The 22,900-nt window shown below is 54.0% G+C and carries 22 protein-coding genes; 6 read left to right on the forward strand and 16 right to left on the reverse strand.

What is annotated here, in order from left to right; genetic code table 11:
* Positions 1-148 precede the first annotated feature (148 nt).
* Both M5M_RS03465 and M5M_RS03470 read left to right on the forward strand, forming a co-directional pair.
* Complete coding sequence (locus M5M_RS03465) at positions 149-955, forward strand: cytochrome C assembly family protein (RefSeq protein WP_015046081.1); 807 nt, start codon at positions 149-151, stop codon at positions 953-955.
* Between the two features lie 69 nt (positions 956-1,024).
* Complete coding sequence (locus tag M5M_RS03470) at positions 1,025-2,311, forward strand: HlyC/CorC family transporter (RefSeq protein ID WP_024330239.1); 1,287 nt, start codon at positions 1,025-1,027, stop codon at positions 2,309-2,311.
* Positions 2,312-2,315: 4 nt separating this feature from the next.
* Here the strand turns inward: M5M_RS03470 and M5M_RS19820 are convergent, their stop codons facing one another.
* Genes M5M_RS19820 through M5M_RS03480 form a run of 3 tightly spaced genes read right to left on the reverse strand, consistent with a single transcriptional unit; the run spans position 2,316 to position 3,660 of the window.
* The gene (locus M5M_RS19820) at positions 2,316-2,501 is read right to left on the reverse strand and encodes a DUF1289 domain-containing protein (protein WP_016389205.1); all 186 of its coding nucleotides are present in this window, start codon (positions 2,499-2,501) and stop codon (positions 2,316-2,318) included.
* Complete coding sequence (locus M5M_RS03475; protein WP_015046083.1) at positions 2,498-3,028, reverse strand: gamma carbonic anhydrase family protein; 531 nt, start codon at positions 3,026-3,028, stop codon at positions 2,498-2,500. Before M5M_RS03475 ends, M5M_RS19820 begins: the two co-directional genes overlap by 4 nt.
* A 23-nt stretch (positions 3,029-3,051) precedes the next feature.
* Positions 3,052-3,660 (reverse strand): CoA pyrophosphatase, encoded by a 609-nt coding sequence (locus M5M_RS03480; RefSeq protein ID WP_015046084.1) that lies wholly within the window; start codon positions 3,658-3,660, stop codon positions 3,052-3,054.
* A gap of 119 nt (positions 3,661-3,779) precedes the next feature.
* Here M5M_RS03480 and M5M_RS03485 point away from each other — a divergent pair, with 119 nt between their 5' ends.
* Complete coding sequence (locus M5M_RS03485; RefSeq protein ID WP_015046085.1) at positions 3,780-4,106, forward strand: DUF3135 domain-containing protein; 327 nt, start codon at positions 3,780-3,782, stop codon at positions 4,104-4,106.
* Positions 4,093-4,638 (forward strand): NUDIX hydrolase, encoded by a 546-nt coding sequence (locus M5M_RS03490; RefSeq protein WP_024330238.1) that lies wholly within the window; start codon positions 4,093-4,095, stop codon positions 4,636-4,638. Before M5M_RS03485 ends, M5M_RS03490 begins: the two co-directional genes overlap by 14 nt.
* A gap of 4 nt (positions 4,639-4,642) precedes the next feature.
* On the opposite strand, the gene M5M_RS03495 is transcribed toward M5M_RS03490, so the two are convergent.
* From M5M_RS03495 to purL, 8 genes are all read right to left on the reverse strand, one after another.
* Positions 4,643-4,954, reverse strand: a complete 312-nt coding sequence (locus M5M_RS03495) for a YqfO family protein (protein ID WP_015046087.1) — start codon at positions 4,952-4,954, stop codon at positions 4,643-4,645.
* A complete protein-coding gene (locus tag M5M_RS03500) occupies positions 4,955-6,127 on the reverse strand; it encodes a 3-phosphoglycerate dehydrogenase family protein (RefSeq protein ID WP_015046088.1) in 1,173 nt (390 codons plus the stop codon). It lies immediately after the preceding gene.
* A gap of 88 nt (positions 6,128-6,215) precedes the next feature.
* Positions 6,216-7,331, reverse strand: coding sequence for a phosphoserine transaminase (locus tag M5M_RS03505; RefSeq protein WP_015046089.1), 1,116 nt, complete (start codon positions 7,329-7,331; stop codon positions 6,216-6,218).
* A gap of 71 nt (positions 7,332-7,402) precedes the next feature.
* Positions 7,403-8,266 carry a D-hexose-6-phosphate mutarotase gene (locus M5M_RS03510; protein ID WP_029879473.1) on the reverse strand — a complete coding sequence of 288 codons (864 nt, stop codon included), beginning with the start codon at positions 8,264-8,266 and terminating at the stop codon, positions 7,403-7,405.
* 3 nt (positions 8,267-8,269) lie between these two features.
* Entirely contained in the window at positions 8,270-9,145 is an 876-nt protein-coding gene (gene trxA / locus M5M_RS03515) for a thioredoxin (protein ID WP_024330237.1), read from the reverse strand.
* A 3-nt stretch (positions 9,146-9,148) separates the two neighbouring features.
* Positions 9,149-9,997, reverse strand: coding sequence for a Dyp-type peroxidase (locus tag M5M_RS03520; protein WP_015046092.1), 849 nt, complete (start codon positions 9,995-9,997; stop codon positions 9,149-9,151).
* Between the two features lie 8 nt (positions 9,998-10,005).
* Positions 10,006-10,800 carry a DUF3014 domain-containing protein gene (locus M5M_RS03525; RefSeq protein ID WP_015046093.1) on the reverse strand — a complete coding sequence of 265 codons (795 nt, stop codon included), beginning with the start codon at positions 10,798-10,800 and terminating at the stop codon, positions 10,006-10,008.
* 67 nt (positions 10,801-10,867) lie between these two features.
* Positions 10,868-14,743 carry a phosphoribosylformylglycinamidine synthase gene (gene purL, locus M5M_RS03530; RefSeq protein ID WP_015046094.1) on the reverse strand — a complete coding sequence of 1,292 codons (3,876 nt, stop codon included), beginning with the start codon at positions 14,741-14,743 and terminating at the stop codon, positions 10,868-10,870.
* Between the two features lie 417 nt (positions 14,744-15,160).
* Between purL and mltF the strand changes: the two genes are divergently transcribed.
* Together mltF and aptA are read left to right on the forward strand one after the other, a co-directional pair.
* On the forward strand, positions 15,161-16,621 hold the full coding sequence (mltF, locus tag M5M_RS03535; protein WP_015046095.1) for a membrane-bound lytic murein transglycosylase MltF: 1,461 nt from the start codon (positions 15,161-15,163) through the stop codon (positions 16,619-16,621).
* A 161-nt stretch (positions 16,622-16,782) separates the two neighbouring features.
* Entirely contained in the window at positions 16,783-18,090 is a 1,308-nt protein-coding gene (aptA, locus tag M5M_RS03540; protein ID WP_015046096.1) for an omega-aminotransferase AptA, read from the forward strand.
* Between the two features lie 51 nt (positions 18,091-18,141).
* Here aptA and M5M_RS03545 read toward each other — a convergent pair whose 3' ends face one another.
* From M5M_RS03545 to bcp, 5 genes are all read right to left on the reverse strand, one after another.
* A complete protein-coding gene (locus M5M_RS03545) occupies positions 18,142-19,479 on the reverse strand; it encodes an alanine/glycine:cation symporter family protein (RefSeq protein ID WP_015046097.1) in 1,338 nt (445 codons plus the stop codon).
* On the reverse strand, positions 19,476-20,540 hold the full coding sequence (locus tag M5M_RS03550; protein ID WP_015046098.1) for a D-cysteine desulfhydrase family protein: 1,065 nt from the start codon (positions 20,538-20,540) through the stop codon (positions 19,476-19,478). Before M5M_RS03550 ends, M5M_RS03545 begins: the two co-directional genes overlap by 4 nt.
* A 55-nt stretch (positions 20,541-20,595) precedes the next feature.
* Positions 20,596-20,928 (reverse strand): preprotein translocase subunit YajC, encoded by a 333-nt coding sequence (gene yajC, locus M5M_RS03555; protein ID WP_015046099.1) that lies wholly within the window; start codon positions 20,926-20,928, stop codon positions 20,596-20,598.
* A gap of 84 nt (positions 20,929-21,012) precedes the next feature.
* Positions 21,013-21,726: a helix-turn-helix domain-containing protein gene (locus M5M_RS20610; RefSeq protein ID WP_244431056.1), complete on the reverse strand. Its 714-nt coding sequence runs from the start codon at positions 21,724-21,726 to the stop codon at positions 21,013-21,015.
* A gap of 626 nt (positions 21,727-22,352) precedes the next feature.
* A complete protein-coding gene (bcp, locus tag M5M_RS03565; protein WP_015046101.1) occupies positions 22,353-22,817 on the reverse strand; it encodes a thioredoxin-dependent thiol peroxidase in 465 nt (154 codons plus the stop codon).
* Positions 22,818-22,900 lie beyond the last annotated feature (83 nt).

The following is a 22,900-nucleotide window of genomic DNA, read 5'->3' on the forward strand; positions in this document are numbered from 1 at the left end:
ATTACTGGGCGTATCCGCCGAAAATTGGCGCACAGTATACCGCAGCCGAGCGGAACTGCGGAAGATTGATGCGCTTGCTTCTCATTGCGCGCAGGCTATGACAAACTGCATGACCACAGGATCAGACCCAGTACACAGGCATAACGGAATGCTGATTTACACGCTTGCAGCCAATCTGGCGGCCATTGTGCTTTACCTTGCCGCAACCGGTTTTGGTGTCCGCCAATTCAGCAATAAACGGCCCGTAGGCGGCCGCACGTTTTACAGCCTGACCCTGACCGCGGTTGTTTTTCACTGGTCGGGCCTCCTGCCGCTGCTGTTTTCGACCAACGGCATCAACCTCAGTTTTTTTGCCACAGGCAGTCTGGTGGCCGCGGTAATGAATGCGCTGGTGCTGATTTCGAGCTTCCGCAAACCCGTGCACACACTCCTGCTCATACTTATGCCGCTGAGCATTGTTTGTGTGAGCCTGTTACTCGGATCGCACCACCCCGATCACTTCACCCCGCTAACCGAAGGTCTGGCGCTGCATGTCATCCTATCCTTACTTGCCTACAGCCTACTGACCATTGCAACCGCCCAGGCCGTCTTACTGGCGTACCAGACGCACCAGCTCAAGAATCATCAGCCCGGCGGCCTGATCAAGGCATTGCCGCCACTCCAGTCCATGGAATCACTGTTGTTCGAACTGCTTTGGCTGGGTTTCATTCTGCTGACCACCGCCCTGGCCACAGGCTGGTTCTTCGTGCAGGACTTGTTAGCACAGCACTTGGCACATAAAACCGTTTTCTCGGTGGCGGCCTGGTTGATCTACGGCTGCCTCTTGTGGGGACGCCATTATCTCGGGTGGCGGGGTTACACTGCTGTCCGGTTCGCTCTGGGAGGCTTTGCGGCCCTGATGTTGGCTTTTTTCGGCAGCAAATTCGTGCTTGAACTGGTTTTGGGCATTCAATAACAATCGGTATTTGCCTATTTTGGCCTTCTACTGCAAGATACCGCCTTTAAAGATACATGGACCCCTCCGTTGAACGATATACCCCTTAGCCTGCTCTTCTGGAGTCTGGCTGGTCTTATACTTCTTTCCGCGTTCTTTTCCTCCTCTGAGACGGGCATGATGTCGCTTAACCGTTATCGGTTGAAGCACCTGGTTAACAAGAAGCACCGCGCCGCACTGCGTGCGTCAGAATTACTGGCGCGCCCCGATCGCCTTATTGGCGTAATCCTGATTGGCAACAACCTCGTCAATGTGCTGGCCACGTCAATCGCGACCATTATCGCCATGCGCTTGTACGGCGATCTGGGTGTGGCCATTGGCAGTGTTTTGCTGACACTGGTGCTACTGATCTTTGCCGAGGTGACCCCCAAAACCGTGGCTGCCATCAAGCCCGAAAAAATTGCCTTTCCTGCCAGCATAATCCTCAAGCCATTGCTGTTTATACTCTATCCCGCTGTCTGGCTGGTCAACACCGTATCCAACGCGCTGGCCCGATTACTCGGGGTAAACCCGGAAGCAGAATCCAATAGCGAGCATCTGCACCCGGACGAGCTCCGGACCGTGGTGGATGAGGCCGGCGATCTGATTCCTGATCAACACCAAGGCATGTTGCTGAACGTACTGGACCTCGGCAAAGCCACCGTTGAAGACATCATGGTGCCTCGCAACGACGTAGTGGGGCTCAATCTGGAAGATGACATTCCCACGCTACTGAAACAGATTCGCACCAGCGACTACACCCGACTGCCTGTGTATGAAGGCGACATCAATAACGTGGTCGGCACGCTGCATCTTCGCAACGCGGCACGCTTTATTTTCGGCGATGACAGCACCATTACCCATGCCGACATACGCCGCTTCTGTCGCAAACCGTATTTCGTGCCAGAATCGACACCCCTGCATACCCAGTTGCTGCATTACCAGAAAGAAAAGCGCCGGATGGCCTTTGTGGTTGATGAATACGGTGACGTGCAAGGCATCATTACGCTGGAAGATCTGCTCGAAGAGATCGTCGGGGACTTTACCAGCGATAAGGCGCGGGAACACGAAGAAGAAATCACCGACAACGGTGATGGCTGGTACATTATCGGCGGCAGTGTTTCGCTACGTGACGTGAATCGTGAACTCGATTGGGAACTCCCCACCGAAGAGGCCAAAACCATCAATGGCTTACTGGTGGATATTTTTCAGGGCGTTCCCGCCACCAACATGAGTATGGCAGTAAAAAATTATCGCTTTGAAGTACTGAGCACTAACACCAAAATGATCGAGCGGGTAAAAGCTACGCGCATCCCGACTGACGACGAAATCGAATAACGCTTCAGCCGGCAAACGGATTATTTTCCCGCTGCCGGTGCCTGACCCGCTCCATCACCTCTGCCCTCTCCCGCTCCGTCATGCTTCGCCAACCGGTAATTTCTTCAACGGTTCGCATGCAGCCAATACACACATCGTCGTCATTCAAAGCGCACACAGAAATACACGGAGATTTAACTACTTCGGTCATTTTTCGACTGGCTTCAGCTCGGCGTTGTAGCGCGCGCCGTGTTTGACATACACATCCGCATTCAGCGATAGCATTTCTGCCATTTTATCATCGAGCGTACGCACAACTTTAGCCGGACTCCCGACGACCAATGAATTGTCGGGAATGTCCATTCTTTCCGTCACCAGTGCATTCGCGCCCACGATACAGTTGCGCCCTATTTTGGCGTGATTCAACACCACCGCACCGATACCAATCAGAGTATTACTGCCCACCTCGCAACCGTGCAGCATGGCATTGTGGCCCACCGTTACATCATCTCCCAAGGTCAGCGGCAGACCAGGATCCGTATGCAAAACGGCGCCATCCTGCACATTGGTTCTGGCGCCCAGAGTAATGGTGGCATTGTCGGCACGGATAACCGCGTTAAACCAGACACTGCTGGCATCATTAAGTACTACATCACCAATCAGATTGGCGCTGTCCGCAACAAAATGACCAGTCCCGATAAATACAGGGCGGGCCTTGCCCAGTTGGTAAAGCGTCATAAAAATACCTGCGAAGAAACCATTCAGTTCCGAACAAAGTGGCGCACGGGTGCACTCGGATGATCGCGGACTATACCGCCTCCCAACGTTTTGTTGAGCAAGTCAATCAGGACGCCCGCGGTGAACCCCCAGATCTCAAAACCTTGGTACTGATAGGCTGGAATCCAACGTTCGACACCTGACTCCTGAAAAACGTCTGTTCGGAAACGTTCGTCTTTTAACAGGTAACTGACCGGCACCTTGAACACATCGTCTATTTCATCGGGATTCGGTGTCAACGGCAAATCAGGGTCAATCAGTCCTACAATTGGCTGAACACGAATACCACCCCGGGCATAACGCGAACGCCAGGGGCCCAGCACCTCCACTGAAGCAGGCTCCACGCCCAGCTCTTCATGGGTCTCCCTGAGCGCGGTAGACAGTAAACTGGTGTCCTCCGGGTCGAGCCAACCACCGGGGAATGCCACCTCACCAGAATGACGCTTAAGTTCCACTGACCGACGGGTCAACAATACCTGCGGATCGGGTTCACGGGTAAAAGCAATCAGGACCGCAGCCTGGCGCGGGAAGGCCCCTTTGGCGTCCAACGTGTAGTCCCGGGCCTGTAAACTCTTCGAGAGCTGCAACAACATAATCTCACCTCAACGGCCATTATAACCACGAGCCCCGAGAAAAATAGCCCACTGCACCCCACCGGCCGGGGCTTCTGGTAGTATAGGGTTAATGCCCAAGCACAACCGTTGTACTGACCATGAACCTGCCGGAATTTAACGACTTATTGGCGCTTTCCCGCGAAAATCCGGAGGCTCTCGAGCGCTTGCGCCGACAACTGGTAGATCAGGTGATCAGTGGTGCGAATCCCGATACACAGGCCCGGTTACGGGGGCTGCAATTCCAGATCGACGCACAGCGCCAGCTTTCCAGCTCGGCCATGGGCGCCTGCGTCCGACTTTCGCGCATGATGAATGCGTCCTTTGCCGAATTGATGACCCAGCTGAACCAACCATCCGACACCCCACCTCAAACTAACGCCAAAATCATCCCGTTTGCCCGGAGCGTGAACGATGAAGTTTTGTAGTAGCTGCGGAGAAGGCGTTGCGTGGTTGATTCCAGAAGGTGATAACCGACACCGGCATGTGTGTAACACCTGCAATACGATTCACTACCAGAACCCCCGCATTATTACCGGCACCCTGCCCATCCATGAGGACAAGGTTCTGCTGTGCAAACGTGCGATCGAACCACGTTATGGGTTATGGACCTTGCCAGCGGGGTTCATGGAAAACGGAGAGACAACGGAACAAGGCGCCAGCCGGGAAACCTGGGAAGAGGCTCGCGCCAACATTGCATTGAGCGGTCTCTACACACTGTTTAATCTGCCGCAGATTAATCAGGTCTATTTTTTCTACCGGGGTCATCTCACGGACCTGGATTTTGGCCCCGGGCCTGAATCTCTGGAGGTTGCGCTTTTTGAGGAACACCAGATACCATGGGAACAGCTCGCTTTTCCCGTGATTACCCGCACCCTGCAACATTATTTTTCAGACCGGAAACACGACCACTACCCGGTGCGGACCGAAGATATTATCCGCCCGCCACGGGCGCGCTAGCGCCTCAGAACTCACACAAGGCCACCACATCATAAGCCGGCTCCTCGTATGGATGCGAGGCCTTCAGAGCTGCGACTGCCGCCTTAATGAATGCATCCGCCACCACCATTTCGACCCGGTACTCCGCAAGTTGTTCCAGCTTGCCTACCGTGCCTATATGTGGATCAGCACCAGTACCGGGGCGGAACTGCCCAGTACCGAGCACCTGCCAGCAACAATGTTCGTATTGGCCGATACGCCCAGCTCCAGCAGCAAACAGCGCCTGTTTCACTGCATCCAAATGACTCTCGGGCACATAGAATCCAAGCTTATACATTCAGATCAGTCGCACACTGGTGACATGCTCGATCTGGCCAATCAGAAATTCGATGTTTTCAGGTACATCGCCTTCCATATCGATGATGTTGTACGCCACATCACCATGGCTTTTGTTCATCATGTCCACCACATTAAACGATTGCTCTGCAAGCACTGACAAAACCTGACCCAATACACCGGCGACATTGTCATTGATGAAGGTCAGCCTTCGGGTATTAGGCACCCGCGGCATAGATACCTCAGGTAAATTGACCGCATTTTTAATATTGCCATTCAACAAATAGTCGGCAAGCTGTTCAGCAGCCATTACCGCACAGTTTTCTTCGGCCTCCTGTGTGGAGGCACCAATATGCGGCATTGCGGTTACGTCTTGCCGATTACGAAAAGCGGGTTCGGGGAAATCGCAGATGTAATGCCTGATCGGACCGCTGTCCAGCGCATTCAGCACTGCCTTGTAATCCACAATCGCTTCACGGGCGAAATTCACCAAAACCGCGCCCGGCTTGAATGCCGGCAGATTGTCGGCGTTGATAAGATTCAGCGTGGCCTCAATTGCGGGCACGTGCAGGGTGACATAGTCTGAAACAGATAACAGATTATTGAGTCCTTCCATACGCTCTACCTGATTGGGCAGGCGCCAGGCCGCTTCAACCGACAGCGCCGGATCGTAACCGACCACCTTCATACCAAGTCCCAGTGCCACCTCTGCGACCATAGAGCCGATTGCGCCCAAGCCAACAATACCCAAGGTTTTTCCGAACAGCTCATTGCCCGCAAACTGCTTCTTTTGTTTCTCCATCAGCGCATGCAAAGCAGCACGATCATCAACGGCTTGCTCACGTGCAAATTGAATTCCGGGCAAAATACCCCTTGAACTCAGCAAAAGGCTGCAGATAACCAACTCTTTAACCGCATTCGCATTCGCGCCCGGGGTATTGAACACCGCGATCCCGCGCGCACTGCACAACTCTACAGGGATATTGTTGACACCCGCACCAGCCCGGGCAATTGCACGCACGGACGGAGGAAAGTCCACGCCGTGAAGCTTTTCACTGCGCAGCAAAATGGCGTCAGCACGGTCTAACGATTCGACGCAAAGAATGTCCTGCTGTGCCAGTCTCGCCAAGCCTCGCTCTGCAATCTGATTATAGGTTTTGATGGAAAATCCCATGTCTGCAACTCCTGTGTTCTGAATTCGGGCAGTTTCTTTGTGACTGCCTTCCAAACAAAAAGACCAGCATTGCTGGTCTTTTCATGTATTACTTTACCACTTGTTCGTATGCCCAGCCGATCCAGGGCATCAGCGCGTCTACATCCGCAGGCTCCACGGTTGCACCACACCAGATCCGAAGACCCGCGGGCGCATCACGATAAGCGCCAATATCAAAGGCAACCTGTTCCTGCTCAAGCAATTTGATGATTTGTTTGACCTGCTCTGGTTCAGCATCCAATGTCAGGCAGACTGAAGTATTTGAACGCAACGCAGGGTCTTCAGCGAGAAAGTGGATCCATGGATTTGACGCAACATAGCGCTCAATCGCAGCCAGCGACTGATGTGATCGTGCGATCGCGGCCTCTACACCACCAATCCCCTCAAGCCAATCCAGCGCATCCAGGTAATCCAGTACGCACAGCATTGAGGGCGTGTTAATGGTTTCGCCCTGAAAAATCCCTTCGATCAACTTTCCGCCCTTGGTCATGCGGAAAATTTTGGGGAGCGGCCACGCCGGCGTGTAGGTTTCCAGTCGCTCAACCGCGCGAGGACTCAGGATCAACATACCGTGAGCGCCCTCACCGCCTAACACTTTCTGCCATGAATAGGTCACAACATCGAGTTTGTCCCAGGGCATTTCCATTGCAAATACAGCCGATGTGGCATCACAAATCGTTAAGCCCTTGCGGTCATCTGCGATCCAGTCGCCATTGGGAACGCGCACACCCGAGGTCGTGCCATTCCAGGTAAAGACGACATCGCGATCAAAGTCCACCGAATCGAGGTCGGGCAACTGCCCGTAGTCCGCGGAGATTGCCCGCGCATCGGGAAGTTTAAGTTGCTTGGTAATATCGGTCAGCCAGCCTTGGCCAAAGGATTCCCAATAGACCACGTCTACCGGTCGCTGCCCCAACAACGACCAAAGGGCCATTTCAACCGCACCGGTATCGGAGGCCGGGACTATGCCAACACGGTACCCTTCCGGCAATCCGAGTAACGACGCCGTTTGTTCGCAGGCACGCTTAAGAATCCGCTTTCCGAGCGACGAACGGTGGGACCGCCCCAAGGACTCGGTGGGCAGTGCCGCCAGATCATAGCCCGGGCGCTTACTGCATGGCCCAGAGGAAAAATTGGGATTGGCTGGCTTGGTTTCCGGACGCATAGATACTCTCAGGCTCTGAAAATCGACTAAAAATTGCGCTCAATCTGAGCAAGGGTGGGAATTATGCCACTTCAGGGGGAATTTGCCAGCGGCAAATAGCTGTATTCGACGGCCATTACGTGCTGCTGACCCGGCTCAAGCAGACGGCTGTCAGCACCGCAATTTGCGGTTTCCACACACAACATACGGAGGTAGTCATCGGGATTAAAATGGCTTAGCCGGGCGGACTTTTCTATCCAAGGATTCCACACTACCGTACTGCCTGAACCCTCGCTTTCAATGTTCAGGCACAGCGTTGGGCTGCACAGCTGCCAGGGTGAGGAACCGTAGTAGATGCGATCCACCTCCTGATCAAAAACCAACTGCTGTTCCGATTCGGTACTCTGGGCTGAGCTCAAAGAATCGGTGTACTGGCGACCGGCCGCCCCAGAAAGCAGCGCTTGCCGGATGTCTCCCACCGGAAAATAACTGTGCAAAGCACTGGAAAACGTGAGCCGCTTCTCTGAACGATTGTGTGTGATCAGCGTCAATCGGAGACGATCGCTCAACTCAAACACCAGCTCTGCACCAAGGCCGGCCATGGACGACTCTGTGATTTGAAATCGGAATCCAAGACAGACGCTACTGTCGGTTTGCTGCGCAAGATAAAGCTGCCAGGTCTGCGTTCTCGCCAGACCGTGCGCCGGTCCAATGCCCTGCGGATCTGGACCAAACCACGGCCAACAGACCGGAATCCCGCCGCGAATCGCTGCGCCCGGCTTGAAAGGTTCGGCTTCGCTGACCCAAAGCATCGGCGGTTTCCCAACCGACTGAAACTGAACAAGTTGTGCACCCTGCTCAAAAATCCGCGCAGACAGCAACGGATGCTGCACCTCAAAATAACGCAGGCCAGATGCGGTATGTGCCACTGAAACACTAGAGGGAAGTGAAACCATGATTCAATATAACAATGTGTATAGCCGACGCTGGTACTGCACACCGATGGCATGCCCCTTACCCAGCGAAGCAATAATGTCGGTAAAACATTTCTTGACTGCACCGTCACCGGCGTTGATATTCTTTTGCAACAGCCCGAACAGCAATGCCAGCGCTTCATCGGGATGCTGATCCTCTGCAAGTGCAACCGCCAGTTGTTGAGTCAACGCCAGATTTTCCGGGTCTGCTTCCAACGCTTGTTCAAGTGCGACAATAGCAGGGCTTTTTCCCGCCTCACGCTTGAGTGCTATTTTTGCCTGTGCAGATTGCCAGGCACCGCCCCGATCTTCCAACTTTACCTGCGCCAACAAGGATTCAGCAGCATCAAGTTGCCGGGACTCTGCCAACGCATCAGCGTAATCAGCAGCCACCAGCGGATCACCAGACGCGTCCCATGCGGCCTTGAACAGCGCCAGTGCCTCGACCCATTTCGAATCATCAGCCATCAACTGTTTCGCAGATAGCCAGTCATCCTTCCATGCTGGCGTGACGTACTTATCCAACATCGCCCTGATTGACTGGGCAGACTGTACGCCCACCAGACCATCGACCGGCTGCCCCTGTTTCATAAGGATAAGCGTTGGTAAACTGCGGACCCCGAGCTGACCCGCGATGGGACCCAATTCATCGGCATTCACTTTGGCCAATAAAAACCGACCCTGATATTCCTTGGCGATGCTATCCAATATTGGCGCGAGTGATTTACAGGGCTCACACCAGTCAGCCCAAAAGTCGATCAAAACCGGGCGTTCGCTGGACGCATCAATCAGAACGGATTGGGCGTTTTCCATGGTAACGTCGACCGTACAAGTCGGCGTGGATTGAACATCTTCTAACACGGTCTATTCCAAATTCAGCCTGCCACCAACACAAGGTGGACAATAAAAATACACACCGGTCATCGGCTCAGAAATTGCGAACAGCGCATCCTCTATGCCGTCATCGCGACCCAACATGCGCCACATCTGCGCTTCAAATGCCTGGGTATCGCAACCAAAAGCGGCAAACATCAGCCCCATATTACCAGATTGAACCCAGGGCATGGAGCGACGCAGTACAAATCGGTGAGGTTCAAACGCTTCCTGCTCGGTGCGCTTGACGTGCGCACTGGCGGGCGCATCCGTCAGCTCGCGGTTCGACGCCTGATCGCGCCCAATGATGTGATTCATTTGCTCTCGCGAGCAATGCTCCACCTCATCCATCCGGTGTCGCCATTGTTGCAGCGCCAGATAACTGGCTCCAGACCCATCCAGTGCTGCCTCAGCTGCCGCAGCACCGTCTGGATTTTCAGTACCATCCTCATAACCGGTGAGATCACGCCCATCGCGGTGTAAAAAAGCATCGACTGATGAAACCAGACTGAAATGCGGTACCAGCCTTTGCTGCCACTGGCGGATTTTCAGCGCCACTTCACCTGCATCGGCACCTCGCACCCATACCAGCAAATCAAACGGTGTTTGCGGCAGGCAGCGTTGGCTATTCGCAAATGAGGGATAATCCAGCGCGTCCGCAACCGTCAGCCCCAATGTCATGGCCAAGGGCTGACCTATCCCCACCAGATCATCACCGGGCGACAACCGCATCAAACACTCAAACAACTGTGCTTTTGTACTTTGGCCTTTAAAAAACACATAGCTGGCAGCCTGAGGCAAAGGTGCAAGAATGGCGGTCTGGGCCTGCGTTTTCTGCATAACAACTCCTAGGATTGGCGGTAAAGCGCGAGCTTGACCTCAGTCAGGTACTGCTTGATACGCGACTGATTATCCGGCCCTAAGCGCCACATCCACTTATGCAGAGCCGGGGCCTTTTCAAATTTCGGATCGATATACTTGTACATCACAGGCTTCATCGCCAGCTGGGCATCCACCGGCCCCGGTGGGACGCTCTGAAGCTGCCGGATCGCCTGCACAACACGATCATCAAAAGTGCCCGGCTTACCCAACTCCTGATAGGCATCCTCAAACAAGGGCTGCCACAGCCGATAATAACGCACCATCGTTTCCGGTTTGATTTTGGTTACTGCATTGATCAGCGCATTGGCACGGGCATAGTTTTCCGCACTTGCCACTGCCGCATCTTTATTGCCGGTTATCGCAAACGGTGCCATAGGGTAATTAATCGGCAAATGTTTGTTCGACACATCGCCATCGGCAATCTGATCAACCAGAATCACCCATTTGCGAATGTGCTCAGCATCTACCATCCACTGGACCAGGGCAGGTGCCACCTCTGCAACCACTTGTTGCCACACCGCATCAGAGTCCGCCAAAGCATCTGGGGGAGCAATCAACGCAGGAGAAGGCACTGGCGCAGGCTCAACAGGTTTTTGCACAGGCACAGGCTCAGGTGCTTCACGCACCACAGGCTCGGGCGCTACAGCTTCAGGCACCGGCACTGCCTGCGTTGCCTCTTTTGCAGGCCGCAATAAAACAAACAATACACCGGCCAATAACACTAAGCCGACACCAATCGAAACAAGTGCTTTCTTATTCATAAATCCTTGACCATCAAGCTCTACAAAAGTTCAGGCAAAAAAATACGGGGGCGTGCCCCCGCATTACTCAACCCACAAAAACCCGCGCATTGCGGAACATTCTCATCCAACCGGAATCCTCACCCCAATCGGCGGGGTGCCAGGAATTGGTCACAGTCCGGAATACACGCTCCGGATGCGGCATCATAATGGTGGCCCGACCATCCTCTGAGGTGACCGAGGTGATACCCAACGGAGAGCCATTGGGATTCGCAGGATAAGCCTCGGTGGCGGACAAATTGTTATCGATAAATCGCAATGCAACCTGGCCACTGGACAGTAGCGCCTGCGGAGCAGAGCCATCGGCAAACTCTGCTCTGCCCTCCCCGTGAGCCACCGCAACCGGCAAATGAGACCCCTGCATACCGCTGAACAGGACAGAAGGAGAGTCGGGAATCTGCACCAAACTGAAGCGCGCCTCAAACTGCTCCGATTCGTTGCGCACAAATCGTGGCCATAACTCAGCCCCCGGTATCAGATCTTTGAGATTGGACATCATCTGACAACCATTGCAGACACCAAGCGAAAAGGAGTCTTTGCGATGGAAGAATGCCTCAAACATATCCCGGGCCTGATTATTGAACAGCACGGTTTTGGCCCAACCTTCACCGGCACCAAGCACATCACCGTAAGAAAAACCCCCACAGGCAGCCAGGCCTTTCATGGTAGCAAGATCAAAGCGGCCAGAAAGAATATCACTCATGTGAACGTCGACCGCGTCGAAACCGGCGCGGTCAAACGCCGCCGCCATTTCCACATGACCATTTACCCCCTGCTCGCGCAATATCGCAACACGCGGGCGCACACCGGTACCGATAAACGGGGCGGCCACATCTTCTGCCGGATCGTAGCTGAGCGCCGCGGATAAACCAGGATCACTGGTCATCAACAGATCGAACTCCTGCTCTGCACAGGCCTCGTTGTCGCGCAGTGCCTGAATACGATAACTGGTCTCGCTCCATAGCGATTGCAAATAAGCGCGCGACTGCTCAAACAGCCAGGCACCGTCTGCCCCTTTGATTCTGACCAGGTCTTCTTCGTTGGGTTTACCGATAAAATGGACAGCATCGACCAGACCGGCAGATTCAAAACGGGCAATGACTGAAGCGCTGTCTTCTGCGCGCACCTGAATCACCGCACCAAGCTCTTCGTTAAACAACACGGCCGCGACGTCGTCACCCAAACCAGCCACATTGGCATCAATGCCGCAGTGACCGGCGAAACACATTTCAGCCAGCGTGGCAAACAGGCCGCCATCACCCTTATCGTGATAAGCCAGCACCTGATCGTCGGCCAACAGTGATTGCATCACGTCAAAAAACGCTTTCAGATACTCGGGTTTATCCAAATCTGCCGGCTTTTCGCCCATCGCATTGTAGACCTGGGTCAGGATTGAACCACCGGTACGGTTTTTACCCATACCGAGGTCGATCAGCAACAAATCGGTATCCGCATCCTGATACTGCAATTGCGGCGTAACGGTTTTTCTTACATCCAGCACTGGCGCGAATGCTGAGATAACCAGCGACAGTGGTGCAGTGACCGCTTTATCCTCTCCCTGTTCCTGCCAGGCAGTGCGCATAGACATCGAGTCCTTGCCCACCGGAATGGTAATACCCAAAGCCGGGCACAGCTCCATACCAACAGCCTCAACGGTCCGGAACAGTTTTTCATCCTCGCCGCGATGGCCTGCTGCACACATCCAATTGGCAGACAACTTGATATCGGAAATTTTTTCTATCCGGCTCGCGGCAATATTGGTAATCGCCTCTCCCACCGCCAATCGACCGGACGCGGGGCCATCAAGCAGCGCAACCGGCGTTCGCTCGCCCATGCTCATAGCCTCACCGGCATAGGTGTCATAAGCACTGGTGGTGACTGCACAATCGGCAACCGGCACCTGCCACGGGCCCACCATCTGATCGCGTGCCACCATACCGGTGACAGAACGATCGCCAATCGTGATCAGGAACTGCTTGCTTGCCACCGCAGGGTGTTTGAGTACGCGCTCGGCGGCATCATTGATATCGACTCCCGTAAGGTCGAACGCCTGGGTGATTGGCGCATGAGCCATGGCTTCGCGATGCATTTTTGGTGGTTTGCCAAACAAAATACTCATTGGCAAATCTACCGGGTTGGCATCAAACACCGTGTCATTTACCCGCAGGTGCTTTTCACTGGTTGCCTCACCGACAACGGCATAGGGTGCGCGTTCGCGTGCGCAAATTGCTTCGAAGCGCGGCAACTGCTCTTTAGTGATAGCGAGCACATAGCGCTCTTGAGACTCGTTACACCAGATCTCCAATGGGCTCATACCCGGTTCATCGTTGGGGACCTTGCGCAAATCAAAACTGCCGCCGCAGCCGCCATCTTTCACCAGCTCCGGAAATGCATTGGACAAACCGCCCGCACCAACATCGTGAATAAAGGCGATGGGGTTCTGCTCACCCAGTTGCCAGCAACGGTCGATGACCTCCTGACAACGACGTTCAATTTCCGGGTTCTGGCGTTGCACAGAAGCAAAATCCAGATCTGCGGACGAGCTGCCACTGGTAACCGATGACGCGGCGCCACCGCCCAAGCCAATCAGCATCGCAGGGCCACCCAGTACGACCAATTGTGTGCCGGCCGTAAACGGAGGTTTATCCACGTGCTCTTCGCGGATGTTGCCATAGCCGCCGGCCAACATAATGGGCTTGTGATAACCCCGCCGCTCGCCGTCAAAGTTCTCCTCAAAGGTCCGGAAATATCCGCAAATATTCGGCCGACCAAATTCATTATTAAAGGCCGCGCCGCCAATGGGGCCTTCTATCATGATGTCGAGCGCTGTCACGATCCGCTCAGGCTTGCCGTAGTGCTGCTCCCACGGCTGAGTGAAGCCGGGAATCTGCAAATTGGAAACGGTAAAGCCGGTTAAACCCACCTTGGGCTTGGAGCCCCGACCGGTGGCGCCTTCGTCGCGGATCTCACCACCGGCGCCGGTGCCTGCACCGGGAAATGGCGCAATCGCAGTCGGATGATTGTGGGTTTCCACTTTCATCAGAATATGAATATTTTCCTGGCTAAAGCCATAGACCTGATTTTCAGGATCAGGGTAGAAGCGACCTGCCTTGTGGCCACGCATCACCGCCGCGTTGTCTGCATAGGCGCTAAGCACATTGTCGCCTGCCACCTCGTAGGTGTTTTTAATCATTTTGAACAGTGACCGGCTTTGCTCGACACCGTCAATAGTCCAACTGGCGTTAAATATTTTGTGACGACAATGCTCCGAGTTGGCCTGCGCAAACATCATCAGTTCAACGTCAACCGGATTACGGCCAAGAGCGGTAAAACTGTCTACCAGATAATCAATCTCATCCTCCGCCAGGGCCAGACCCAGACTGACATTGGCGGATGCCAGCGCTTCGCGCCCGCCTGCCAGTACGTCGACGCTTTGCTGCGGCTTGGGTTGATGCTGTTCAAACAATGCAGATGCTGCATCGAGACTCGGATGCAGCTGTTCCACCATGCGATCGTGCAGCAATGCGTCAACAGCGGCACGCTCGTCGTCTTTGACGGAGCCATTGATGTAATAAGCTACGCCTCGCTCAATCCGTTTGATGGCCGATAACCCAGCATTGTGGGCGATGTCGGTAGCCTTGGATGACCAAGGCGAAATGGTGCCGCCACGCGGCAATGCCAGACGCAACTCACCGGTCAGCGCTTCGTTCCGATCCGACGGACCATAATGCAGCAGCTGCTCAAGCACCTTGTGCTGGGCTTCGCTCAGTGGCTCGTGCACATCGACAAAATGCACATACTCGGTTTGCAGTTCACTGACACCTGGCGCAACGGCCTGAATGGCTGCAAGTAAACGACGATTTCGGAATGGCGAGAGGGCTGGTGCACCGGCAAGTGTCAGCATGGGTCAAAAATACCTGTGGTAACAGTAAAGGTTGATCGGCAAAACCCTGCGGCGCGATAGAGGGAAATGTGGGCCTCAAGGCTCATAAGCACGGGCAATTTGCCTGATTTCGGAAAGGCGGCAATTGTACTCGATTCTGCGCGCTAGAACAGCACGAATCCTCAACCACCCCGATATCTTGCGATGACGGGGCCATAACACAGGGCGCTTGGTCTGAAATACCGTGGGGCACGTACCGCCTCTACTGTATATGGCGCTTACGGAATGAACTGAACACTACATATAGCAGGTAAATATAATGATTTAGGCGCCAATCGAACAATCCCCTACTACAATTAACAGACGCAAACAAGCTATCGGTTAACAGATACGGCCGTTAGAATTGCGCACAATTTGAGCAACCCAGACCCTCGAAGTATGGCTAACCTGTTGATTACACTGACCAAATTGGCGGCATTCGCGGCGATCCTCGCCTCGAGTCTGCACTTGGCTGTGAGTGGTGAACCCAGTCAGCTCGAGCGCGTAAAGCAGGACGGCGTGCTCAGGGTGGGCTCAATCAACGGCCCGGAAACCTATTACGAGACCCAGGACGGCGGCCTTGACGGCTTTGAATATCAGCTGGCCCTGGGCTTTGCCGAAAGCCTAGGCGTCGAACTCGAACTCGTGCCTTTCACCAATCTTGGTGAATTACTGAAAGCCAGCGCAAAAGGCAAAATACACTTGGCGGCCTCCGGGCTGATCGTGACCGACAGCCGTCAGCAGCAGGTGGCGTTTACCACGCCCTACATGGAGATCTCCCAGCTCCTGGTGTACCGCAATGGCACTGGTAAGCCCACCGAGTTGAACCAGCTGTACGGCAAGACCATCATGGTGATGGAAGACTCGAGCGAGGCAGAACGCCTGGCCGTGATCAGCGCCCAGTACCCAGAGCTGACCTGGTCGGCGTCGCCCGAATACAACAGCATGGACCTGATCGAACGGGTTCACAGCGCGGAACTCGACTATGCACTGGTCAAATCCACCACCTACTCCATTACTGAGGCCGTTTACCCCCGGGCTCGCATCGCGTATACCTTTCCCGACCAGCAAAAACTGGCCTGGGCGATGCCGCACCTGAAAGATCAAACGCTTCTCAATGCCGCCAACCGCTATTTGTCAGACGCCCGTGATCAGGGTTATATCAACCTTCTGGCGGGCAATTTCTTTGAGCCCCAGACCACAGTCACCACCGGTGGCGCCCTGGCGTTTACCAACCGGATTCAGGATCGCCTACCCCAATGGGAAGACCTGCTAAAAGACGCAGCCCGTAAATATGACCTCGACTGGATGCTGTTGGCGTCGGCCGCCTACCAGGAATCTCACTGGAACCCCAGAGCCCGATCGCGCACCGGCGTGCGAGGGATGATGATGTTAACCCTGAACACGGCGCGTGAGCTGGGCGTGGATAACCGGCTCGATCCGGCACAGAGCATTGACGGCGGCGCCCGCTATCTGTCAGAGCTGCTCAACCGCATCCCGGAAACTGTCACCGGTGATGATCGCATGTGGATGACACTCGCAGCCTACAACGTGGGCTTCGGACACCTTATGGATGCACGCAAGCTGGCTGTGATTCTCGATAAAAATCCTGACAGCTGGGACGACGTTGCCGAAATTTTGCCCTTGCTGGCTAAACGGAAATATTACACGGGCACCCGCCATGGGTATGCGCGAGGCTGGGAGCCGGTGGAGTATGTGAACAATATCCGACAGTTTTACACGATATTGGCCTGGCACAAGCATGCCGAACAGCGCCGACTGGCCATGGCTGATACGGCCGAACTGAACCCGGTGAACAACGACACTGCCACCGGCCAATCCCTCTCTTCTTCGCTGTAATCCCTTCCTGACTGCTTAGGTCGCCTATGGTCGACCTTAGCATCAACAGTTTCTGATTTATCGACCTGCGTACGGTTTGCTATAACTGTCGCAGTAAAGCCCTGCGCGTGACAACCGGACACGCCCCGGGCGCCCTCAAACAGGACTCAAAGGAAGCCCAAATGACACTCCCCAACAAAGATCAGATGCAAGCCTGGTGGATGCCTTTTACCGCCAATCGCGCGTTTAAGGACAACCCCCGCTTTTATGTTGCCGCCGAAGGCATGTATATGACCATGGGAGATGGGCGCCAGATTCTGGACACCAACGCTGGACTCTGGTGCTGTAACGCAGGTCACGGCCGCAAAGAGATTGCCGACGCGGTCCATGCACAGCTGCTTGAGATGGATTATGGCAATCCATTTACCTACGGCCACCCCAAGGGTTTTGAGCTGGCCAACCGGCTCGTCGCGGATATCGCACCCGAAGGGCTGAACCGGGTCTTTTTCACCAACTCCGGCTCAGAGTCTGTCGACACCGCCTTGAAGATTGCCCGGCAATACTGGCGACTGAAGGGACAAGGCACCAAAACAGCGTTTGTCGCAAGGGTAAAAGCCTACCACGGCGTCAACTGGGGCGGCGTATCGCTCGCGGGATTGACCGGCAACCGCAAAAGCTTTGGCCAGGGGCTGGAAGCAGATTTTCTGCGTCATACCCTGTTGCCGGAAAACGCCTTCAGCAAAGGCTTGCCAAAACAAGGCGCCGAACTTGCTCACGAACTCTCAGACATCATCGCCATGCGCGATGCCAGTAATATTGCCGCGGTTATTGTTGAGCCAATGGCCGGTGCAGGCGGGGTCATTGTGCCGCCGGAAGGCTATCTGCAAAAGCTCAGAGAAATCTGTGATCAGCATAATATCCTGTTGATATTTGATGAAGTCATTGCCGCCTACGGTCGTGTAGGCGCAGCTACCATGGCGGGCAAAGTGGGTGTCACACCGGATATGATCACCACCGCCAAAGGGCTCACAAACGGCGCAGTGCCCATGGGGGCGGTGTTCTGCAAACAGGAAATTTACGACACTTTCGTAAACACTGGTGATGCGTCTGCGGTACCCGAGTTCCTGCACGGATACACCTACTCTGCGCACCCGGTCGCCTGTGCCGCTGCGCTGGCAACGTTGGACATCTATAAGAACGAAAAGCTATTTGAACACGCCAATACCATCAGCCAATATTGGGAGGAAGGCGTACACTCACTCAAAGGACTTCCTGGCGTGAAAGATATCCGCAACTATGGCCTGCTGGCAGGCATCGATTTACCGGCGGGCATTGCCGGAAAAGTTGCGGCGAAAACGCTTGAAATGGGCGTCACAGTGCGGCCAGCCGGTGACACTATTGTCATGTCGCCGCCGCTGATCATCCAGAAAGAACACATTGATACAATCGTCAATACATTGCAGGAAGCGATTCCCGCAGCGCAAAAATAAGCAACCAAAAAAAACGGCAGCCTTTGGCTGCCGTTTTTCCTTCATAGACTATCAATTATTTTTAGGGTCATTGAAATAGTCTTTCGCCAATTTAATCACCACACCTGACAAGGCTAAAACGGCAATCAGATTGGGAATGGCCATCATACCATTGAGCGTATCGGCCAGTAGCCAGACGAATTTCAAATCCATGGTTGCGCCGAACGGCACCGCTATAATGAACAGAATACGGTAAGGCCAGACAAACTTTTCACCAAGTAAAAACTGCGCACAACGCTCGCCGTAGTAAGACCAGCCCAATACCGTTGTGAAAGCGAACAACACCAGCCCCACCGTGATAACCCATTGCCCGCCGGTAATGGCACTACTGAAAGCCGCAATAGACATTGCCGCTCCCTTAGCCTCGCCATTCCAAACACCTGAGGCAACGATTGCAAGCCCGGTAATACTGCACACCACAATGGTGTCGATAAACGTGCCCAACATTGCAATCACACCCTGACGAATCGGGCTATTGGTTGCTGCCGCCGCATGCGCAATAGGGGCACTGCCCAGACCCGCCTCATTGGAAAAGACACCGCGGGCAACGCCAAACTGAATAGCCATCATCAGTGTAACGCCGGCGGCCCCACCCAATGCCGCTTCAGGATTGAACGCACTTTCAATTACCAGCGCAATCGCTGCGGGAAGCTCGGCGGCATGGTAGATCAATACAAACAGGCCACACAAAATATAGGTGACCGCCATAAACGGGACCAATTTACCGGCCACATCGCCAATGCGTTTAATACCGCCTATCAAAACCAACGCAACCAACACCAGCACCACCAAGCCGGTAATCCAGGGCTCAACCCCGGCCGAGTCCTGCACCGCATCTGCAATCGAGTTTACCTGTACTGTGTTGCCAATACCGAATGCCGCCAATGCGCCAAATAACGCAAAGGCCATACCCAACCATGTCCAGTTTTTACCCAGTCCATTTTTAATGTAATACATTGGGCCACCGACGCGCTTGCCCTGGCCATCCGTTTCTCGGTAATGAACCGCGAGGGTCGCTTCGGAAAACTTTGTTGCCATGCCAAGCAAGGCACTGCACCACATCCAGAACAACGCCCCCGGGCCACCGATACCAATGGCGGTCGCCACACCCACAATATTGCCGGTACCGATGGTTGCTGCCAATGCGGTCATGAGCGCATTAAAAGGCGAGATGTCCCCTTCTGCACTTGCAGCCCTGCCCTTAAACAATTGCTTAAAGCCATACCCCACTTTACGCAGGGGCAGCGCCTTGAGCCTGGTCATCATGTACAAGCCTGTGCCCAAAAGCAGCACGAGCATGACTTTGCCCCAGACAAAGCCGTTTACAATTTCTACAGTATTTTCAATCACTTTTTAGTCTCGCCATTGTTATTGTTAAACGCGAACTGTGCCCGCTGTGGAAACACACCAAAGATGCCACCCGTATGCACGAATACCACATCACGTGCGTGGCGCAAGCTGCCAGCACGTAATTCCTGCAACAGGCCGTGAAACGCCTTACCTGTATAGACGGGATCAAGCACCAACCCCTCCAGGCTTGCTGCCAGCTGGATGGTTTCAAACACGTCAGGATCTGCCACTGCGTAGGCAGGTCCCACATAGTTGTCCAATGTAATCGCCTGAAGATCCGAAAGACTCACGCCGGCTACCTCCAGATTGCGCTCAGCCAAAGGCGTGAACTGCTGAAACCACTCGGCCATATCTTCTGCAACTTTACGGTTGAACCAGGCTGCGTCATCACATACGGCCATCCCCAGCACCTTGCAACCCAACCCGGTCAGCGCCGAACCCAACGTCAGGCCGGCTTGAGTTCCCCCGGACCCGGTGGCGGTGACAATGTGGCTTGGCACCAACCCCTGGCTGACACATTGGCCATGCAATTCTTCGGTGCCCGCAATGTAGCCCCAAAGACCAGTGCCATTGCTCCCACCCGTGGGAATGCCATAAGCGCGCAATCCTTGTTCGGCGTAATAGGCTTGCCAGTGCTTGAAATAACTGTCGAGATTGCGCTGAAAACCCGCCGATGGATAGTAGCTGATTGACGCGCCCGACAAGCAGTCGAGCAACACATTGCCGTCCTTTTCCGCGGGCTCTTCTCCGCGCAATAAAAGGTGGCATCGCATACCCAGCTGTGCTGCCAGCAACGCCGTTGCTCTGCAGTGATTGGATTGAACGCCACCGCAGGTAATCAGCACATCAGCGTTCTGTGACTTGGCCTCTGCAACCAGAAATTCAAGCTTGCGGATTTTGTTACCGCTCAGATGCGAGCCAGTGAGATCATCCCGTTTAATCCACAGCCCGCCGTCAAAACCGACATGCCTGGCGATACGGGATAACGGCTGCAGAGGCGTGGGCGCATGAGCCAATGCCATGCGCGCCGGATAGACAAGTGTGTTGGCCGGATTCAGCATGCAATGTGTATCCTGCGTTAAAAAAGAAAAGGCCGCGGGGCGGCCTTTGGATCAATCAGATATTCTTTATGGTGCCTTTGGGCAGTACTGCGTGCACAGCGACCTTCTGAAATTTCAGTTCGATGTTTGTGCCGGTTTCCAGAACGATGTAGTTTTCATCGACTTTGGTGATTTTGCCCAACATGCCGCTGGTCATGACAACCTCGTCGCCTTTATTCAATGCACTCACCAGCTCATTGTGCTCTTTCTGGCGCTTGCGCTGTGGACGGATAATAAAAAGGTACATAAACAGGAACAGGCCGCCGAACATCAGCAGGGTGACGATAGGATTGGCCTCGGGTGCAGCAGCCTGAGTTTGCGCTACGGCTTCGGGAATAAAGAACGACATGAGAGTAGTAACCTCAAGATAATCAGGAACTTAAGGCGGCAACTCTACAGTGTTTGGCAGAGGCAGGCAATTAGCCCTGCCCCATCAGGTGTAATCGCGGAACAGCTTTCTGAACGTAGACGGCGAAAGCCCGGTCCACCGTTTGAACGCATTGGTAAAACTGGTCCGGTCAGAAAAATCCAATGCGTTTGAAATTTGATCAACGGACAAATTTTGATCAACGAGATAACCGATGGCGTAGTGAAATCTGACCTGATCGCGCAACATGGCAAAATTGATCTCTGCCTGCTGCAGCCGACGCTGCAGTGTTCGCTTGGACATACTCAGTTCGCTGGCGATATCATCGATCGACAAAGAAGACTGACCGACCCGGCGTGAAAGTGAATCCATCACGCGACCAGGCACACCAAATACAGCGGGTAAACTCGCCAGCTCTACGTACTCGGGCAATGAACGGATACCTGCTACGGCAAACCCTTCCTGAGCCCTGAGAATTTTGTCTGGTGACGCATTTAACTGAACCATGCGGGCGACTCCTTCTGCCAATAGTGCCAAGACTTCACTATCTTGTGCAGTCAATTGACCGGTTTGTCCTGCCCGGTCATTTTGCGCGTGCAGCGGGGCTTCCTTGACGCTACCCGCCCTTCGGCGAATCAACATCAATACGGCACTGGTCGCCGGTAATGGCGCCACCAGTGCCTGTAGATCAGCTGCACTTTCAGGAGTATATGCTAAACCCGGCAGGTTGCCGGTAATATCAGGCAAAAGTACAAGCATCTTCGGGTTCTTCAGGCACATGAGTGCGTGTAACTCTGCATCCAGAGCGCCCTCGCCTACTTGAAGCGCTTCTCGCCGGGCACCCGCAATGTGACTGAAGTACTGGCACCCGCCCAATGCTTGCTGGTAAAGAATGGCCTGGTCGGCCTCAAACATGGCACAGGCAGCCCCCAGATACGACCAAATCTGTGCATTGAGCCCACCCGATGGCTCATAGGCAAGACGCAATAATAATCGCAGCCTGTCGCTGAACGAATATAGCGACATGCGCTGCCAGGGCGCCGCCGTTAATGCCTGTATCGATTCCGCAGAAGAAATGACCTTTTCCCCCAATCACCCCAAGACGTTTAGGGACATTAATGTCCTCTATTGTGGCCGTCTAACTTATTTCTTATAGCTATTTATCGCCAGTTCCCAGAGCGCCAGCAGGTGGCAATAAGCGACAATAATTTCATTTGCACGGGTTTTAACGCCCAATCGACACTGGTGTGCAATTTACAACTTAATATAATCGTTAGTTATAAGAAATGCCAGTTGTTGTTCTTTATGGCACAAAAAAGCCCGCCAAGGCGGGCTTATCCCATTCGGAAATCCAGAGACGCAAAAGGCGAACGTTCTTACACATCAGCCCTTCGAGATACAGAGGATTACTCTGCCAACAGCTCCGCGATAACGTCGTGATGGTTCGAGGTTTTGAACTTGTCCACAATATGGCTGAGCTTGCCTGCTTCATCCACCACAAAACTGGTGCGGATCAACCCCATAAATTCCCGTCCCATGAATTTTTTCATACCCCAAACACCATACTTGTCGGCAATCTTATGATCTTCATCGGACAACAAGTCAAAATTCAGCTGGTGCTTATCTACAAACTTCTGCAGCTTTTCTACCGGGTCAGGGCTTAGCCCCAACACAACGGTATTAGCATCTGCCAACATTTGCTGGCTATCCCGCATTCCACAAGCCTGTGTGGTACAGCCTGGTGTCAACGCTTTGGGATAAAAGAACAACACCACTTTCTTGCCTCGGAAATCCTTCAGGCTGACTTTCTCGCCCTTGTGGTTTTTCAGGCTGAATGCCGGCGCCAGATTGCCAATTTTCGGGTATGACATGGAAACTCCTTGTGACTGAAGCTGAAAATTGTAGCAGACATAAAAAAGGCGCGATAACGCGCCCTTTTAAACCATCAGCGGGT

This window comes from Simiduia agarivorans SA1 = DSM 21679, assembly GCF_000305785.2.
In the GTDB taxonomy this organism is placed as follows: domain Bacteria; phylum Pseudomonadota; class Gammaproteobacteria; order Pseudomonadales; family Cellvibrionaceae; genus Simiduia; species Simiduia agarivorans.

Coding starts and splice junctions, on each gene's coding strand:
- M5M_RS03475 (WP_015046083.1), bottom strand. CDS start 3,028: ATGACGCTTTACCAACTGGGCAAGGCCCGCCCTGTATTTATCGGGACT.
- purL (WP_015046094.1), bottom strand. CDS start 14,743: ATGCTGACACTTGCCGGTGCACCAGCCCTCTCGCCATTCCGAAATCGT.
- M5M_RS03505 (WP_015046089.1), bottom strand. CDS start 7,331: ATGCGTCCGGAAACCAAGCCAGCCAATCCCAATTTTTCCTCTGGGCCA.
- M5M_RS03525 (WP_015046093.1), bottom strand. CDS start 10,800: ATGAATAAGAAAGCACTTGTTTCGATTGGTGTCGGCTTAGTGTTATTG.
- M5M_RS03550 (WP_015046098.1), bottom strand. CDS start 20,540: ATGCTGAATCCGGCCAACACACTTGTCTATCCGGCGCGCATGGCATTG.
- aptA (WP_015046096.1), top strand. CDS start 16,783: ATGACACTCCCCAACAAAGATCAGATGCAAGCCTGGTGGATGCCTTTT.
- yajC (WP_015046099.1), bottom strand. CDS start 20,928: ATGTCGTTCTTTATTCCCGAAGCCGTAGCGCAAACTCAGGCTGCTGCA.
- M5M_RS03510 (WP_029879473.1), bottom strand. CDS start 8,266: ATGGTTTCACTTCCCTCTAGTGTTTCAGTGGCACATACCGCATCTGGC.
- M5M_RS03480 (WP_015046084.1), bottom strand. CDS start 3,660: ATGTTGTTGCAGCTCTCGAAGAGTTTACAGGCCCGGGACTACACGTTG.
- M5M_RS19820 (WP_016389205.1), bottom strand. CDS start 2,501: ATGACCGAAGTAGTTAAATCTCCGTGTATTTCTGTGTGCGCTTTGAAT.
- M5M_RS03500 (WP_015046088.1), bottom strand. CDS start 6,127: ATGGGATTTTCCATCAAAACCTATAATCAGATTGCAGAGCGAGGCTTG.
- M5M_RS03520 (WP_015046092.1), bottom strand. CDS start 9,997: ATGCAGAAAACGCAGGCCCAGACCGCCATTCTTGCACCTTTGCCTCAG.
- bcp (WP_015046101.1), bottom strand. CDS start 22,817: ATGTCATACCCGAAAATTGGCAATCTGGCGCCGGCATTCAGCCTGAAA.
- M5M_RS03490 (WP_024330238.1), top strand. CDS start 4,093: ATGAAGTTTTGTAGTAGCTGCGGAGAAGGCGTTGCGTGGTTGATTCCA.
- M5M_RS20610 (WP_244431056.1), bottom strand. CDS start 21,726: ATGTGCCTGAAGAACCCGAAGATGCTTGTACTTTTGCCTGATATTACC.
- M5M_RS03485 (WP_015046085.1), top strand. CDS start 3,780: ATGAACCTGCCGGAATTTAACGACTTATTGGCGCTTTCCCGCGAAAAT.
- M5M_RS03495 (WP_015046087.1), bottom strand. CDS start 4,954: ATGTATAAGCTTGGATTCTATGTGCCCGAGAGTCATTTGGATGCAGTG.
- mltF (WP_015046095.1), top strand. CDS start 15,161: ATGGCTAACCTGTTGATTACACTGACCAAATTGGCGGCATTCGCGGCG.
- M5M_RS03465 (WP_015046081.1), top strand. CDS start 149: ATGCTGATTTACACGCTTGCAGCCAATCTGGCGGCCATTGTGCTTTAC.